This is a genomic window from Azospirillum terrae, assembly GCF_053470425.1.
Window position 1 is genome coordinate 337,099 of sequence record NZ_JBPXMR010000004.1, and the last position, 17,238, is coordinate 354,336.

Genomic DNA, 17,238 nt, shown 5'->3' on the forward strand with positions numbered 1-17,238 from the left:
CTCCCTGGCTCCCTTTCGCGCCACCAAGGCACGGAAGGGATTCCCCGAGCGAACACGAGGACGCGATGGCGACTCTGCAGAACATCCCATTGGCCGGTATGACCTCCACCGATCTGGCAAGGCGGCTGGCGCCACCGCGGCCGTTGCGGGTCAACCGGCTGAAGCGGGTTTTCGACGTGGTGGGGGCGCTCGGGCTGCTGGGGCTGTTCGGGGTGCTGATGCTGCTGATCGCCCTGCTGATCCTGCTCGACGGCGGCCCGGCGGTGTTCGGGCATCGGCGCGTCGGCGCCGATGGGCGCGCCTTCACCTGCTGGAAGTTCCGCTCCATGGTCGTCGATGCGCATGGGGTGTTCGAGGCGCTGTTGCGCCGCGACCCGCAGGCGCGCGCCGAATGGGCCGCCACCCACAAGCTGAAGAACGACCCGCGCGTCACCCGAATCGGCCGATTCCTGCGGCGCACCAGTCTGGACGAGCTGCCGCAGCTCTTCAACGTGCTGAAGGGCGAGATGAGTCTGGTCGGCCCGCGCCCCATCGTCGACGCCGAGGTGGCGCGCTATCGCACCTGCTTCGCCTTCTACACGCAGTGCCGGCCGGGCCTGACCGGGCTGTGGCAGGTCAGCGGCCGCAACGACGTCGATTACGGCCGGCGCGTCCAGCTCGACACCGCCTACGTCTTCGGCTGGAGCTTCTGGGGCGACATCGCGATCATGCTGAAGACCGCCCGCGTCATGGTGTCGGGCCGCGGCGCCTACTAAAGCTGTGATTTTTGTGGGAACGCGCTGGGCAAACCGCACGTCCCGTTCCCATGTACTTTGCCGGACGCTGCGCCCTTCCGGGCCAATTTGAGATCGGCGGTGCGCCATGCTACCTTGCGGGCGGGTTGCCGGGACCCGGGTGCGGCGTTACGGCGCGCCAGCGTGTTTCCGGCGTTGAGACAATGCGTGGTGCGATGACGTCGATGACCAGCAACAGGCCGGTGGGACCGGTCAGCCGAGAGGGGCGCAGAATGGCGAGACTGCTGGTGGCGTTGCTGCTGCTGATGGTGGGCTCCGGCACGGCGTGCGCGGTGGGGCCGGCCGGGCGCGCCGACGTCAGCACCGCGCTCGAACGCTACCGGCACGAGTTCGCCAAGGTGCGCCCCAGCGGCACCCAGCTCGCCACCACCGACCGCAACTACATCCTGTTCGCCGACGTGTTGCGCCGCGTGCTGAGCGAGCACGTCAAGCCCTCCGACCCGCAGGTGCTGGTCGACAAGGCGGTGCAGGGCCTTCAGAAGAAGAAGAAGGAAGAGCCCGGCGCCAACGACCGCGCGCTGACCGAGGGTGCGCTCGACACCATGCTGACCTCGCTCGACCCTTATTCGAGCTTCCTCGACTCCGAGCACTTCCGCTACATGCGCGAACAGACGCAGGGCGAGTTCGGCGGCCTCGGCATCGAGGTCACCATGGACGACGAATCGGGGATGGTCCGTGTCGTCAGCCCGATCGACGGCTCGCCCGCCTCGCGCGCCGGCCTGCGCACCGGCGACCTCATCTCCAAGATCGACGAGCAGGCGGTGAAGGGCCTGAACCTGCGCGACGCGGTGGCCCGCATGCGCGGCCCGGTCGGCACCTCGGTGGCGCTGACGCTGCGGCGAAGCAACAGCGAGGCGCCCGTGCGGGTGTCGCTGACCCGCGCCGTGGTCAAGATCCAGCCCGTGCGTTACCGGCTGGAGGGCGACGTGGCCTACATCCGCATCGCCGCCTTCAACCAGCAGACCGCCCACAGCCTGGACGAGGCGGTGGAGGACATGCGCCGGCAGACCGGCGGCAAGCTGGCCGGCGCGGTGATCGACCTGCGCAACAACCCCGGCGGGCTGCTCGATCAGGCGGTCAACGTCGCCGACCGCTTCCTGGAGGCGGTGGAGATCGTCTCGGTGCGCGGCCGCGACCCGGACGAGAACCGCCGCTACGGCGGCACGCCGGGCGACCTGATGCCCGGACTGCCGCTGGTGGTGCTGATCAACAGCGGCTCGGCCTCGGCGTCGGAGATCGTCGCCGGCGCCTTGCAGGACCACAACCGCGCCCTGCTGTTCGGCGCGCGCAGCTATGGCAAGGGCTCGGTGCAGACCATCTCGTCGCTGACCGGCGAGGTCGGCATCCGGCTGACCACGGCGCGCTATTTCCGGCCGTCCGGCGGGCTGGTGGATTGCTTCGGCATCTCGCCGAACCTGGAGATCAAGCCGGCCGGTCCGCCGCCGCCGCCGGGCGCCCCGCCCGGCGCCGCCAACGCCGAGGAAACCCACCCCGACCCGGCGACCTGCGACGCAAGCGCCACCCCGCCGCCGCCGCCGCGCAGTTGGCGCATGGAGGATCTGTGCCCCGAGGTGGCGATGTCCGGCACGCCGAAGCCGGAGGACGACCGCCCCCTGCAATGCGCCGTCGCCGCCATCCGCACCCGCCTGACTGGCGCGCTGGCCGGCCGGTAGGCACGGCGTCGCCGACCGTCATCGTTCGTCGGCTCCAGGCTGGCGGATGATGACGGCGGGCTCCGAGCGCCGGCCGTATCATGCGGCACCCGCATCACCTCAACTCCCCAGGGCCATGTGGTTCCAAGCCAAGCGTGAAGGTAGCCATATGGGGTGACGAGCGACACCAGCGGGAAAGGTTGCAACTTGACAGCCTCCGTTCGGGCCGCACATCAAGCAAAGACGGCTAGCTGTTGAAGTTCGGCGTTGCCAATACCGGTAACCTGCCATGACTGCCTACAGTTCTCATGAGCCCTCTCGAAGCCACTGGATACGCAGCGGCGTCTTAACCACAGTCGCGCTGATCGTGCTGGCCGCCGGAACCGGGGTGTGGTTGTGGCTTGACCGCGCAAACACACTTCATGCAGGAGAGCGATCGGCAGGAGCGCTTAGCCGGGTGCTCGAGGAGCAGACGGTCCGCGGCCTCCAGGCCGTCGATTTGACGCTGACGGGCATCATCGACGCGCTGACGCTGAGCCCCGGACTCGGCGATCACAACCCGGCCTTCGAGGACACGTTGCGCGGGCGCCTGAAGGCACTGCCCGAGATCCGCGCGCTCTTCGTCATCGGCCCCGATGGCTTCATCACCCAGGACACCGATCACCCCAACACGCCTCACATCGCCCTCGCGGATCGTGATTACTTCAAAGCTCACGTGGCCGACCCCAGCCCCGCCCTGCGCATCGGCAAGCCGCTTATCAGCCGGTCGGTGCAGCGCTGGTTCGTCAGCGTCAGCCGCCGCATCACCCGCCCGGACGGCAGCTTCGGCGGTATCGCCGTCGCCGCGGTGGAGCCTCCCTACTTCGAGCGGTTCTTCCGCGAACTGGACCTCGGGGACCACGACCGCATCGCCCTGTACCGGCGCGACGGTATCCTGCTCGTCGGCTCCCCCTACGACGAAAAGGCGATCGGGAAAGACAACTCGACGCGGACTCTGTTCCAGAAGCACCTGCCCGAGACCGCGAACGGAACCTATCGGGCCCTCAGCCCGCTCGATCAAACCCCGCGTCTCGTCAGTTACCGCTCAATCAGCGGCTTCCCGCTGGTCGTCGCCGTCGCCTTGGCCGAGGATGATCTCCTCGCCGGATGGCGGCGAAACGCCACCGTCACCGTGGCCGCGGCGGGGCTGGTGGCAATCCTGCTCATCCTGCTGGTCTCACTGTCGGTCCGGCGGCGAACCGAACGGGACCGAGCCCAGCAGCTTCAGGCGCAGGCCCGCGAAGACTCGCTCCGCACAGCCCTCAAAATGGCCACGGTGCTGGAAAGCACGACCGACGCCGTCCTCGACGTGGACCGCACCTGGCGCGTGACTTTCATGAACGAACGCGCACGGACGCTCCTTCCGGGCGGCCGGGATGCGACGGGCCAAGGCTTCTGGGAAGCCTATCCTGAACTCGTCAGCACCAACGTCGCGACGCGCTTCCAAGAAGTCATGGAGGTGAATGCACCCTGTGAGCTCGAGGTCACCGGACCGTTGAGCGGACGTGTGTTCTTCGCACGGGCGTTTCCATCACGCGAAGGCATGGCGGTCTTCTTCCAGGACATCACGGAGCGCCGGCAGGCCGAACAGGAGCGCAAGGGGTTGGCCCGGGAACTCGAAAAGGAGCGGATGCTGCTGAAGGGCGTGCTCGCGCACTTGCCCTCGGGCGTGTTCGCGGCGGCCGCGCCGGACGGACGGCGCCTGCTGCACAACGCGGCGCTGGAGCGCCTCCTCGGCCATCCCGTCCACGACGCCCAAGGCGTGAATGACTACGCAAAGTTCGGAGCCGTCCACCCGGACGGCTCCCCGTACGCACCCGAGGAGTACCCGCTGCTCCGGGCACTGCTGCACGACGAGGAGGTCGCCCAGGAGGAGATGCTCTACCGCCGCGGCGACGGAAGCCTGACCACCTTCGCCATCAGTGCGGCGCCGGTGCGCGACACGGACGGGCGGACGGTGATGGCGGTCCTCACCCTCCAGGATATCGCCGAGCGCAAGCGCATGGAGGAGGCGCTGCGCCGAGGCGAGGAGCGGCTGAAGGAGAACCTGACGCTGCTGGACACCATCATCGAATCCTCCCCCGACCCGATCTTCGTCAAGGACATGGAGGGACGGTACATCGTGGCGAACGCCGCAACCGGGTTCGTGCACGGCAAGGAGCGCAACCAGTTGATCGGCGTCCCCGAGCAGGATCGCGCCTCCTTCGAGAACGGTGCCGAGGTGCGGGACAACGACCGCCAAATCATGCGGTCCGGCCAAGCCGTGACGTGCGAGGAGGTGGTGTTCAGCAAGGGCCACGGGGAGACGCGCTGCTACCTGTCCACCAAGACGCCGTTGCGCGACGACACCGGCCGCGTCGTCGGCATCATCGGCATTTCCCGCGACATCACCGACCTGAAGCGCATCGAAACGGCGCAGCGGTCCAGCGAGACGCGTTACCGCGGTTTGGTGGAGACGCAGGCCGACCTGATCGTGCGGATCGGCCCCGACGGACGCTTTACCTTCGTGAACGACACGGCGTGCCGGACGCTCGGCCCGTTGCGCGACGAACTCCTGAAGTCTCCGTGGACCCAGTTCGTCCACCCGGACGACCACGAGGCGATCAGGGCGGCCATCGAGGAGACGAAGACTGCGCTGGACCACCGGAGTACGGTGGAGGCCCGCATCCTGACGGTGGACGGCATCCGCTGGTTCGCCTGGGAGGGCTGTGCGATCTTCGACGAGGCCGGCCATTTCGTCGAGAAGCAGTCGGTCGGCCGCGACATCACCGAGCGCAAGGCCATGGAGGACGCGCTGCGCCGGGCCAAGGAGGAGGCCGAACGGGCGAGCCTGGCGAAGTCCAAGTTCCTGGCCGCGGCAAGCCATGATCTGCGCCAACCCTTGCAGTCGATCTTCCTCTTCGCCGCCGCCTTGCACGGCCAAGTGTCCACGGAGCGCGGCCGGAGCGCCTTGGACACGCTGGAGCGCAACCTTGAAGCCCTGAAGGGGCTGCTGGACAGCTTGTTCGATGTCTCCCGCCTGGACGCCGAGGTGATCCGCCCGACCGTCGAAGATGTCCTGCTGGCTCCCGTGCTCGACCAGATCGGCGCCTCGTTCGCGCCGATCGCCAGGGGCAAGGGGCTGGACTTCAAGGTGGACGTCCCGGCAAATGTGGTGGTGCGCAGCGACCGCCATCTCCTTGGTCGTATGGTCCGCAATCTGATCGAGAACGCCATCAAATACACCGAGCAGGGGAGCATCCACCTGGAGTGCCGCGTCGTCGGTGTCCGCGCCCATCTTGCGGTGCATGACACCGGCATCGGCATTGCTCCCGACCAGCAGGACCTGGTCTTCGTGGAGTTCCATCAGGTCGCCAACCCGGAGCGCGACCGGAACAAGGGTCTGGGCCTGGGGCTGTCGATCGTGCAGCGGCTGTCCAAGCTGCTCGACCATCCGGTGTCCATGCGCTCGGTGCCGGGGCGAGGCTCCGTGTTCACGGTGGATGTCCCGCTTGGCGAAACCCGTGCGGTGCGCCCGTCGGAACCGTTCGCGGCGGTGGCGCCGAACGGGGGCGGGCGCTTGGCCGTCCTGATCGACGACGAGGCCGACGTGCTGCTGGGATTGCGGGAGATCGTCCGTGATTGGGGGTACGACACCATAACCGGCACCTCGGCCGAGCAAGCACGGGAGCGGCTCAGAATGGATGGCCGGACCCCGGCGGTCATCGTGAGCGACTACCGGCTGGCGGAGAACCGCACCGGCGTCGATGCGGTGCTTCTGGTCCGTGAGCAGGTCGGCGCCATGGTGCCAGGGGTGATCCTGACCGGCGACACCGGGCCGGAGTTGCGGGCCGAAGCCGCCAAGCAGGGACTGGGAATCGTCATCAAGCCAGTGACGCCGCGCCTGCTGCATGAGACGCTCAAGAAACTCCTGGGCGAGGCGGCATAGCGAACTGCGGCGCGGTAGACCGGCGGAGCGGCTCCGCGTGGAACCAACGGACTGTCGCGCCCCTCTTGGAGGGAGTGGTGGGCCCGGCCGGAGGGCGCACCGCACCATTAATGCCATTACATTTCAATCAGTTAACGAGCGGCGCCTCTCAATTTGTGTGGTGGCTTTGTGTGGAGACCACACCCTGCGGCATGCTGTCGCAGCGTTGACGACCTCCGGTCATGCGGTTTCCCGACGACGACACCCAGGAGCCCCCTCCCCCCGCCCGAATGAAAAAGCCTCTGCCCCCAGGGGCTCCGGCTTTGCCCGCCGGCTGGCGGGCCGGCGGACACTTCCGCGACCGGATGACGTCAACTCGTTTACGCGCCCGGATTTGCGAGGACGACCGCACTGGCACGCGCCGGCCCACCCGACGCCGCCCCCGCTTACGCACATGCCCCCAGCGGCCAAAGTTGCGCTGTCGACGGCGCTTTTAGCCGCTGGGGACATGCTCCGCTGCGCTCCGGCCCCGCCTGTCGGCGGGACTGGAAAGCGGGGGCGGCGAGCGCGAGAAGACGAGACTCCAATTACGAAGACGAGACTCGAATTACGAAGACAAGACACATACGAGCACGGATGCTTTAAGCAATTCGCCCTCGCAAACAAGTCTTGCTACGGCATAAATGTTGGTTGGCATCTGCAAAAATTGCATAACTACCTCTCAGAGTGTGTGATATTATGTTGTCGTTGGCAAAATTGGCCACGCTGATGGGAGAAATGATTATGTCGGAACCTTTGACGGGCAAGGCGGGGATTAAGTGGGTCAGATACGGCGCCCCCGTGAGCAGCGCGCCACAGTCGGGCAGCGCGGCGCTGACGTTTCACGATTTCGCACGCGGTCCCGGCGGGCAAATTGCCCACCGGATTGGCATTCCCATCGCACGCTGCCGGTGCTGGCGCGACGTACAGAAAGCGTTCAGGGCCCTGCTCGACTGCAACGCTGAGGAGGCCGACGCGAATATGCAGCGTGTGCGTGACGCCATCGGCGTGATGTCGTCGAGTGAAGTGGCCATAGCGTGCGCCCTCCTGCATGTCTGCGATTACTCTTGGCTCGCCGATGAGGTGAGCCGCGACAGCATGTGGCAGCGGTTGGACTACGTACACGGCGAGCACCGTCTTGCCGTCGTCGCTGCCATGCTGCGCTGGGATGCCACCGTCACCGCTGATGACGACGAGGTGGACGACCATGGCTGACGCGATGTTGCGCATATGGGGGGCATGGCACGAGTACGACGCAACCGGACGCGGCAGCGTGCCGCTCGGTACGCCCCTCGCCCGCTTCACGCTGGACCACGACGGCCCCGGCTGGACGTGGACGGGCGGCGGGCGGCTGGGCGTGGAGGACCACCGCCCCGGTGCCCTCGCCGCCGCCGAGGTGGCAATCACGGGCACGGACGGCGGCTACATGCGGGACGGCAACGCATATGCGCCGTTGCGGTGGTACCGGCACCGCCAAGGGGTCGAGGCGAATTTCACGCAGCCGCCGGGCGGCAGCAGGAGGACAGTATGAGTAATTATGCGAGGACCACGATGACCGACGGCGAGCATGCGCGGGCGGTCGCCCTCAAGCGCGCGATACGTGCGAAGTGGAATTCCGGGGACCGGACAGCGCCCAGAGAGTGGGACGCGCTGCGCGCGCTGATCGATGCAGCGGGCGACGAAGCGACGCGGCGCTGGTACAGCGACTGGGACGACGAGGGGCCGATGCCGCAGCCGGGCAATGGCGACAGCGAGGGAGGAGCGGCATGAATACGGCGACCTACACCCTGGACGCGGAGGATTTCGCACAGCGAGTCGACGAGGCGAGGACATTTGCGCTCGAAAGCACACGCCGCCTCGACCCAGCGACAGCAGCACGGGTGCTGCTGCGGACCGCGACGCTCGCGGAGCGTGCGATTGAGGGCGCTAACGAGCCCGTGGCAGATGATGACAAGGTTCCGCACTTGCTCTGCGCCGTGGCAGCCGCATGCGGGCTAGTCGGCCACGGCGAGCCGCTCACGCCGTTCGCCGTGGGGCTGCGGTCGGCTGCCGCCGAGGTAGCCGGCGAGACTAAGCGCTGACATTCTGCCAAGGCGGGTCATTCCGTACCCGTGCGCCGGCAACGGCGGCAAAAATACGGAATCCGGGACTGCTCAGCGGTAACGGCGCGAAGATAGGGCGGCTTCAAGCCGCCCTTTTCGTTTCGCGCTCAGATCGGCGGCGTAAATCCGGCAGCGGCGAGCATCCTTACATTCTGCCGACGCGCCCTCAGCGCATCGATGCGGGCCAGCCGCCACGGCTCCACCGCGCCAGAGCGCTCCACGTCGCGGAACGCATGGAGTTCCAACTCAGCGATCTCGCGGTCAATCCGGGCGAGGACGCGCTTAAGATCGGCAGCGTTGCCGCTATCGTCCGTCGCCGCGCGGGCGGCAGCGATGTCGTCGGCCTGATCAGCCCACACGCGCCAGCAGCCGAGCCCGGCAGCGACGCGGGCGCATCCGAGACCACCCGCCCGTGGGACGGGACCGAGCATTTCCGATGGCCAGCCATAGCGGGCCAGCGCTTCAAGCAGCGAGAGGGGGATGGGGTCTTCAGCCACGGTCGCACCCTCTCTCAATGTCGGTCGTCACATTGCGCGGGCGCACCCGCGCCAGCGTCAGCGGGTGGTAGCGGATCGAGGCCGAGCAACGCTCTATCTCGCGGCATCGTCACCGCTGCGTTCAGCACACGATAGAGGAACTTGCTGCTCTCCGGATCGCGACGAGCGGCGGCGAGCACCGAACTGCCGACGACGATCTTGCGGCGCGTGTCGATTTTTCGCTGGTCCTGGCCGAGCCGCGCCAGCGCTTGCTCTGCACGAACGCGCCTCGCCTCAGCAAGTCGCTTCCGCTCCGACAAATCGCCGTCGTCGAGACTCGCGAGCCAGTCGGCCACCTCGTCCTCCGAAATTGTCATGCTCTCTCTCCCGCATGCGGTCACGGACCTCAGATGGACTGTATGTGCGGGCATTCCGGCGCGGCGGTAGAGCCGCAGCGGGGCACCCGGAAAATTTCGGCCACCAGCCAAGCCTCAGTAAGGGACAAGCCCCGGAAGGGCGCACTTATGGGTTTCAACCATCACAAGCGAGAGTTGAAACCCGTGCGCCCTCCGGGGGCAGCCGGCGGCGCAGTTTCCAACGGTCAGAGCAAAAACGAGGAGGGAAGGGCGAATGCCGGAACACGACAATCAATACCACCTATCCGTGAAGCCAATCGGTCGGGCCGGCGGACGCTCCGCCGTCGCCGCAGCGGCCTACAGATCCGGCGCGCTTCTGGAGGACCAGCGGACGGGCGAAACGTTCGACTACAGCCGCCGCCATGGTGTCGTGTTCAGCGAAATCGTCGTGCCGCCGGCATGCGCATGGGCGCAGGATCGCGCCGCGCTATGGAACCGCCTGGAAGCCAAGACAAGAGCCAACGGCAGGGTGGCCACCGAGTTGGAGTTGGCCCTTCCGGCAACGCTGACCCATGCGCAGCGCGTCGAGTTGATCCGCGACCTTGCCGCCGAACTCGCGGCAACTGGTGTTGCCGTGGACGCGAACATTCACGCCCCACACCCACGCCAGCACCAGGAAGCCGCCGACCTTCCCGGCGGCGACCCCAGGAATTTTCACGCCCACGTGATGGTGTCTCACCTCCCCATCGGTCCCGATGGGCCGGGCAAGAGGGTGTCCGACCTCTTCAACGGGCCAGAACGTGTCACCGCCATCCGCGCCCGATGGGCTGAACTCGTGAATCGCGCCTATGAGCGCGCGGGGCAGGATCTACGGCAGGACGCGCGCTCCTTCCGGGACCGGGGCATCACTCAGGAGCCCACGAAGCACCTTGGGCCGCAGGCCATCGCCATCGAGAGGAAGGGGACACGGACAGAGCGCGGCGACCAGCACCGCGCCCGCACGGAACGGCGGCGCGCCACCAAAGCGGTTGCGGCGTTCGACCGAGAAAAACAACGCCGCCGACCCGCGCAACCTGCCGGCATCCGCCCCGTTGAGCGCGCGGCCCTGACCGAGGAGCAGCGCCAGCGCCGCGCCGCCGGCTACAAGGCGCGCCTGTTGGCCGGGCGATACGGCCCGCTGGACGACTTTCCGCGCATTGCCGACACGGTGCGCCGGCTCGACCTGGACGCCCAGGACGGCCCGCGCGTCATCTTCAACGACGGTTCCACCGTCGACGACCACGGCGACCGCATCACCATCACAGGCGCGTGGCAGGGGCGAGGCCGAGGCCGCGCCGACCCGTCCGTCACGGCGATCGGCGGCATGATCGCGCTCGCACGGGCCAAAGGCTGGCAGGCGATCAACCTCACCGGACCAGACGATTTCAAACAGCGCGCGGCCCGCGCCGCCGTTGCCGCCGGCCTGGAGGTGACCAATCCCGAACTCCGGCACATCGTCGAGCAAGAACGGCGGCGCCTCGCCACCGAACGCGCAGCGGCGACCGACAGCCAGGTCAAGCAGCCGGCTGCAGATGCAGCCGGCGAGTACGCCCGCGCCGCAGCCACCGCACACAGCCGGGGCGATCTCAAAAACGTCCGCGCCGTGTTCGCGACATGCCCGCCGGCACTGCGGCAGCGCGTCGGCGATCTCCTGGACCAGCGCGCCGCAACGCTGGCCCAACGCGCGCCGTCGGACGACCTGGACGCACGGATGGCCAGCAGCCGGGCCGACGCGTTGGCGCGGCTGTGGAGCGACCTGGACGCCCCCACTTCGGCGCCAGCAGAGCCGGCGCGGGTAGAAGGCCATCCGCCCGCCACGCTTCGTACCCTGGCCGAACGCGCGGCCAGCAGTCGCCGCGCCGCCCTGGAGGGCACCGCCGACCCATACGACGCAGGCCGAGACGACACAGCGTTGCGGCATGCCGTGCGCCGGGCATCTTTAGAAGACCGGGAAGTAGCCTTACACGCCCTCCGTCATGACCAGCGTGCCCGCGACACCCTGGCCGACGCCATCGCCATCGCTGAAGACCACGAGCGCGGCACCCACGGCATGACCGCCGAGGAGCGAGCGGCACGCCGGCTCAACCACCCCCAGGAAACGTCGCAGAAGCAGAGCCAGGAGGAGGCGCAGGCAGAGCACCGACCGGAGCCGCCGAATCCGGTTCCGCCGTGGCTCGACCCGACCTTCAGGAAGGCTGGCGGCGATACCAGCAACGACACAGGGGCAGCATGACAGCAACAACACATGACAAACGAACAATGATGTTGGCATTACACCCGCATGTCACCGAGCATCGACGGCACAATCATACAATTTTGAGTAAACTAGTTGACGCCTCACAGTTGACGGAACTTTCGCGTCTATATCAACGCTTCGCGCGTTCCGAAAAAATTACTTAGTGACGAATCATCAAAAAGATTTGTGCGAAGCCATCTGCTACACTGGCAGGCGCCGCACAAAAAAACCACCGCGAGGCATAACCTCTTGGTGGTTTTTTCTTCGTGGCTCCGATCAACTCTGCTGGCAGGCGGGGCGGCGATCGGAGGTCGGCTGATGATGATTTGATGATTATAGGATAACACGCGCGGCGCGGCAACGTTATTTAGTCCGTAGCCTCCGAAATCCTCATCCACCATCACAGTCGTCTCCGGTTGTCGCCCCACGAAGGGGGCATGATGCCGTTTGATGATGCTGGTTTTCTCACCGTTTCGCGCGACTGGCGCGCCGAAACACACGCGATGTTCGCGCGGCTACGCAGCCGCGACGAGCAACGGCAAGCCGCCCGGTCGAGGCTGTCGCCGATGGCGCGCGCGTTGTTCAACGGCCTGCGCAGCCCGGCGAAATACGATCCTCACGCGGACCTGCGCAGCCCCGCCGAGGCGTTCTCCGCGCTCTATGCCGCGCTGTCGCCCAAACAGCGGCGCGCGGCGGGCGGCGAGTGGGTGCGGCGGACGCGTCACACCGACAGCGAGACCCACGCGGCGGAGGCCCTTTACAACGAGATCGTCGTCCCACTCGCTACCACCCGGCGTTTCCAGGTATCGGACGACCCGGAGACGTGCCAACGGGCGGCATTGGAACACATCGCGTGCGGGTACGACGGTACCCGCATTTGGTCGCTGGCTTGCGCGCTGGCCGACATGACCGCCGCCGACCTCGCCGCGATTCCCGAAGAGGAGCGGACCCCGGACCAGCGGCGCCAAACCGATCCGCACTTCCACGCCCGTGCAATCAAGAAGCGCGCCCGTTTTGCCCATGCTCACGCCGATGTCGTGCTCGGGTTGGTCGGGGGCAAACGGGGACGGGCGGTGGTGTCTGATGAGGTCGCCGAGGCATACGAGGAGCAACAGGCTCGCACCCGTGAGTGGCTGGCAGGGTCATACGCCGTGCCGCTGGACGCCGCCGGGACGCCCGACGCCATCCGGGCCATGCCGATGGCGGACATCGCCGACCGCGCCACCGCCGCCCGCAATGCGCGGCGCTACACCCAGGCGCTGGGCATGCAGGAGGTAGCACGGCGGCTTGGGTGGCGCGTGGTTTTCATTACGCTGACGCTGCCTGCCGAGTTTCACGTCGGCGCCACCAAGGGTCGGCGGGGCGACCCGAAAAACACGTCCGAGCATGCGGCGATGGCTATGCAGGGCATGTGGCACCGGGCCGTCAACCTGTTCCAGAAATGGAGCATCCCCCTTTTCGCGTTCATCGTCGCTGAGTTCCACGACAGCAGCACCCTACACCGCCACGTCATTGCGTGCGTGCCCGAGGAGCGCATTGACGATGTGGCAACCGCGCTGACCGGCGGGCCGATGCCAGACGAGGGATGCGACGGCTGCCGGCACGGCGTCTACATCGACGATTGGAACCTTGGACCGTACCGCAGCGACGTGAAGCACGCTGTCGTCGCCGACGATCTCCGCAAGCAGGCGCGGGCGGTGCGCGCGGAAATCCAAAGTCTCCTGGCCGACTCCCGTGAGGCGCTGGCCGGTTGGACCCGGCAGACGGCACGGGAGATGAGCGCCCGGCACGGCGGGACCAAGGACGAGATGCGCACCCGCTGGCACGCGCAGCACCTCGCCCTCGTCGCGCGCGAACGCGAGTTGCTGGACGCATTCACCGAAGCGTCGGACAACGCGGTGCGCGGCGCCTTCGCCGCCTCCCGGATCAACATCCGGGTGTTGCAGCCGGAGGGCGACGTGCTGCTGGACCGGGCCGGGCAGCCGATGCCCGACGCCAGGGGCGAGCCCAAGCGGGCCGCCTCGCTGGCATCGTACATCTTGCCGTACCTCAACCCTGCCCTGTGCCCGGAATACGCCGCCGCAGCGTGGGCGCATGGCGTCCGCCGATCTTCCATGGTCGGCCTGCGGGCTGGCTTGCAAGCCGACTGGCATTACCTCTACACGAGCGACCCGGACTCGCTGGCCGACATGCCGCTGGCGCAGCACGTCGCCAGGGCGCTGTCCGAGCAGAGATACGGCGACGCGCTGCTGGACATGCACGCATTCACGGCGGTTGGCTTTGTCGTTGACGCGGAGGGGCCAACCCACACGCTTCAACCGGTGAGAGAGGAACGGGTTGGACGCTACGGCGAGGCGTACCAGCGACGCGCCGGGGTGGCCGAGGTGGCAGTGGACGCCGATGCGGACTGCCCGCATGTCTGGCGTCGGGACTACGGCGTGGAGTCGACGCGACCGTTCACCCCACCCGCCGTGGCGGCCCAACTAGGGACAATCCGGCGCGGCGGGTTGCACGTGCTGGTCACCGCCGCCGAGCATGCCGCGCTGACAGGCGCCGGACACCTGGACGGCGCGGAGGTAGCCGCCGCCCTCCAGGCACAGCACACCGATAAGGCGGCCCGGCGCTGCGAGCGGTCCCGTACCAGCGCGGCGCGCCTCTATGCCGCGGCGTGGGCGACGCTTGACTGGCGAAATCACAACGCCCCGCCACCCCTCCCGCTTCCCCTGCCCCCACTGGTCGAGGAGACGACAGCCACCGAGCCGCTGGTGGACGACGCGGCGGCGGACACGCTGGCCGAGGTGCGCAGGGTGTTTCCGGGTGCCATGCTGATCGGCCTCGTGGAGGCTACCCCCGTCGGTGAGCCCTCGGTGCAGTTGCGCATGAGTTACACAAGGGGAGTGGTTCGGGATAGACCGCAGCCATCCGGCTGACCCTCGGAACCTGAAAACAAAATTACAAAAACGGACGGATGCGACTCCGCAAGATTGCGGGGATCGGAGGCGGTTGCCCGATTGCTCCCCAAGGTGCCCGCCACCGCCTCCGATCCACCGTCAGCGTCACGGACGTGCCACCGTCCGCCAGATGCGAGGAAGACGGAGCCGGTCTTCGCCATGCTCGCGACAAGCCGGTGCGATGGCTCCGCATACGAACGGCATAGCCTCATTGGCGGCGCAAAGGAAAAATCAGGAAAGGGAGATGCCAAAAACCAACGAGAATCTTTGCAAGAAATTCTCCATAGCATTTCCTGCGGTAAACGTCATCTTATGCGATGGGCGATTCATGTCATTGAGATCTATGTAGACTATTCCAGAACCATCGGCCCACTTCTCATAGCGAATTCCGCGGATGTCACCGGACTGATATGTTTTATCTTCGATATAAAGTTCTTTCTTGTTTACATCAACTTTCACGCCACGGAGAGACATGATACCATCACTACCAACTTCACTACTTTCCCCAGTCTTCATCATAACTATAAAGATGAAGATAACAGCGCAAAACCCCAGAGCACCAAGAACAACCCCATTCATCTATACCTCCCTGTGATCGTCGGATAAAATCGCTACTTTGTCAGCCTACTTTCTCATCACCCCATGCCCAGAAATAGTTTTCTGTCACCTTGGCTCTACTCCAACGTGTGTTTTATTCTACTATTCCGCGCGCAAAGTCGTTGGGCATGTTTACGTAAGCAACATCGCGATGTCAACACGTCGCAATATAGTCGTTCGCGACACATTGTCTCGCAGGCATGCTTATGGTTCAGGCCAGGATCGTCTCTACAAAGGCATTTTATGATGGCGGGCCGATCGTTGCATGCAATGGCGCCCCCGTTCACAAGCACGACCGAGGGCGGAGCCTCGCAAACGCAGGGATCGGAGGCGGCTGTGCGGGCGATACGGCGTCAGTCCGCACTGTCGTCTTCGACCTCCCGTTGCCACTCCGACAGGTCAACCTCCTGCAACTTTTTGATTGCCTTCAGATCAATCTTATCAATCTCTCGCCGTAGTTTCTGGATGAAATGTCCATCACCGTAATCCCGACCAACGCCCCCATATCCAGAATGGCCCGTGATCGCATCGCGTTTTTCTTCGTCTTTCGTTTTGACACGCAACCAATCCTTGTAGGCATGCCTCACTGAGTGCAGGCATTTTTTGTTGGAATGGACGCCCGCGAGCCGGAGTATGCGATTCCAACGCTTGGACGCTGGGTCTGTGTGCGGCGCCATCACCCCGTCCACCTTGCGCCAGTACCGGGGCCATAGCGGGCCGTCCGGGCGTCCCTGTACCCAGGCAACGAAGTCGGCCCGAATGTCACGGTGGATCGGAACGACCCGAATGGACGGCTCGTTCTTGACCCGTCGGTGGTCCTGGTCATGGATTACGACGCAGGGTCCGCCGCCTCTCACGACGACATCTGCCTTGCGCATCTGTGAAATTTCGCCAAGGCGGGCGCCAGTATACACGAGCAATTTCCACAGCCAATAGTCCCGATCCTCCAACGGAATCTGCACCTTTTCAATTTCTGAGATCAGGAACGGCAACCTCTTCTTCTTGCCCTTCTTCCTCTTGATTTTTATGTTTAGTCTCGCGACAGGGTTTGGTTCGGACAAATGCCCGTGGTTGATGGCAACTTCCAGGATTGACCGAATCCCAGTGAGCAGTTTGTTGACCGTCGCCGGGGTACGCGGTGTTCCCTTCGCAGTCATATGTGACCGCAGGCGGTCCTTGTAGGCGATCATAGCCGCTTTGGTGATGTCCCTCACCGGCATGTCGCCGTGCAGGGATGTGAATTCCTTCACGGCGGTCACCCACTCCCTCCGCGTCCTCGGCGCGATGTCGGGATTCTCCGTGAGATACAGCGCATGCGCGTCGGTAAGGGTGAATTCCTCGGACGAAGATGCCGGGGGAGGCGGTGGAACGGCCTTACCCTCTACGCGATCCAGCGCCGCCAACACCTCGTCGGGTGCCACCACCGAATCGGACGCGAGCGCAGCAATGGGGCGCTCCTGCTGCCCTGGCAGCAATGCGGGAATGCGGTGGGCGTAGAGCGCGCGCACCCGTAGCGCCTCCCACTCAGCGTCCGAGTGTCCGTCCGCCCAGGCGCGAGCCGAGGCGCGCTGTTCCTCAAGGCGTTCCTCATAGGCCGCATCAGCATCGGCAGCAATCTGCGCCTCAAGCGCCAACGCCTCGCGCAACCGCCGGACGATGTCGGGCGTAGCCGGCCCGGTCAGCCCGTAGCGCTCCATGACCGGACGGTATGCATCCGGCGGCGGAAGGGTGCGGGCTTCCGCAAAGGCCGCCTCCCATTCCGGAAGAAGCCGGTTCCGCGTCCTCCGCGCCGTGACGACGTCCGATGTGCCAAGCGCGCGTTCCAGATGGGAGCGTCCGCCGAAATGGCTCTGCACATCGGACGGCACACGGAGTCGCAGATATAGCCTGCCGCCCCGCTCGACGATGTGCCTCCAGTCACCTGCCTTGGGCTTGCCCGCCCTCGTCTTCCGTCCCGCCACGACCGCCTCCGAAACGCGCTGTGTGGAGGCATTGTGTGGAGATCCACACGCCAAATCCACAGCGTTTTCAACGGCTCCAGGCGGATCAA

Annotated in this window: 13 protein-coding genes; 9 read left to right on the forward strand and 4 right to left on the reverse strand. The window is 66.1% G+C overall.

What is annotated here, in order from left to right; all coding sequences use genetic code 11:
- Positions 1–65: 65 nt before the first annotated feature.
- The 7 genes from ACSVDD_RS14095 (at position 66) to ACSVDD_RS14125 (ending at position 8,512) form a co-directional block, all read left to right on the forward strand.
- Complete coding sequence (locus ACSVDD_RS14095; RefSeq protein WP_448189992.1) at positions 66–755, forward strand: sugar transferase; 690 nt, start codon at positions 66–68, stop codon at positions 753–755.
- 251 nt (positions 756–1,006) lie between these two features.
- Entirely contained in the window at positions 1,007–2,467 is a 1,461-nt protein-coding gene (locus ACSVDD_RS14100) for a S41 family peptidase (protein ID WP_448189993.1), read from the forward strand.
- A gap of 436 nt (positions 2,468–2,903) precedes the next feature.
- On the forward strand, positions 2,904–6,413 hold the full coding sequence (locus tag ACSVDD_RS14105) for a PAS domain-containing protein (RefSeq protein WP_448189994.1): 3,510 nt from the start codon (positions 2,904–2,906) through the stop codon (positions 6,411–6,413).
- 762 nt (positions 6,414–7,175) lie between these two features.
- Entirely contained in the window at positions 7,176–7,646 is a 471-nt protein-coding gene (locus tag ACSVDD_RS14110; protein WP_448189995.1) for a hypothetical protein, read from the forward strand.
- Positions 7,647–7,650: 4 nt separating this feature from the next.
- The gene (locus ACSVDD_RS14115; protein ID WP_448189996.1) at positions 7,651–7,962 is read left to right on the forward strand and encodes a hypothetical protein; all 312 of its coding nucleotides are present in this window, start codon (positions 7,651–7,653) and stop codon (positions 7,960–7,962) included.
- On the forward strand, positions 7,959–8,201 hold the full coding sequence (locus ACSVDD_RS14120) for a hypothetical protein (RefSeq protein WP_448189997.1): 243 nt from the start codon (positions 7,959–7,961) through the stop codon (positions 8,199–8,201). The genes ACSVDD_RS14115 and ACSVDD_RS14120 overlap by 4 nt, the downstream gene beginning before the upstream one ends.
- On the forward strand, positions 8,198–8,512 hold the full coding sequence (locus ACSVDD_RS14125; RefSeq protein ID WP_448189998.1) for a hypothetical protein: 315 nt from the start codon (positions 8,198–8,200) through the stop codon (positions 8,510–8,512). The genes ACSVDD_RS14120 and ACSVDD_RS14125 overlap by 4 nt, the downstream gene beginning before the upstream one ends.
- 128 nt (positions 8,513–8,640) lie before the next feature.
- On the opposite strand, the gene ACSVDD_RS14130 is transcribed toward ACSVDD_RS14125, so the two are convergent.
- On the reverse strand, positions 8,641–9,030 hold the full coding sequence (locus tag ACSVDD_RS14130; protein WP_448189999.1) for a hypothetical protein: 390 nt from the start codon (positions 9,028–9,030) through the stop codon (positions 8,641–8,643).
- 14 nt (positions 9,031–9,044) lie between these two features.
- Positions 9,045–9,386, reverse strand: coding sequence for a hypothetical protein (locus ACSVDD_RS14135; RefSeq protein ID WP_448190000.1), 342 nt, complete (start codon positions 9,384–9,386; stop codon positions 9,045–9,047).
- Between the two features lie 253 nt (positions 9,387–9,639).
- Here ACSVDD_RS14135 and ACSVDD_RS14140 point away from each other — a divergent pair, with 253 nt between their 5' ends.
- Together ACSVDD_RS14140 and ACSVDD_RS14145 are read left to right on the forward strand one after the other, a co-directional pair.
- A complete protein-coding gene (locus ACSVDD_RS14140) occupies positions 9,640–11,637 on the forward strand; it encodes a MobA/MobL family protein (RefSeq protein WP_448190001.1) in 1,998 nt (665 codons plus the stop codon).
- A gap of 440 nt (positions 11,638–12,077) precedes the next feature.
- Positions 12,078–14,570, forward strand: a complete 2,493-nt coding sequence (locus ACSVDD_RS14145) for a replication endonuclease (RefSeq protein ID WP_448190002.1) — start codon at positions 12,078–12,080, stop codon at positions 14,568–14,570.
- 252 nt (positions 14,571–14,822) lie between these two features.
- Here the strand turns inward: ACSVDD_RS14145 and ACSVDD_RS14150 are convergent, their stop codons facing one another.
- Both ACSVDD_RS14150 and ACSVDD_RS14155 read right to left on the reverse strand, forming a co-directional pair.
- A complete protein-coding gene (locus ACSVDD_RS14150) occupies positions 14,823–15,170 on the reverse strand; it encodes a hypothetical protein (RefSeq protein ID WP_448190003.1) in 348 nt (115 codons plus the stop codon).
- Between the two features lie 371 nt (positions 15,171–15,541).
- Positions 15,542–17,149, reverse strand: a complete 1,608-nt coding sequence (locus ACSVDD_RS14155) for a DUF6538 domain-containing protein (protein WP_448190004.1) — start codon at positions 17,147–17,149, stop codon at positions 15,542–15,544.
- Positions 17,150–17,238 lie beyond the last annotated feature (89 nt).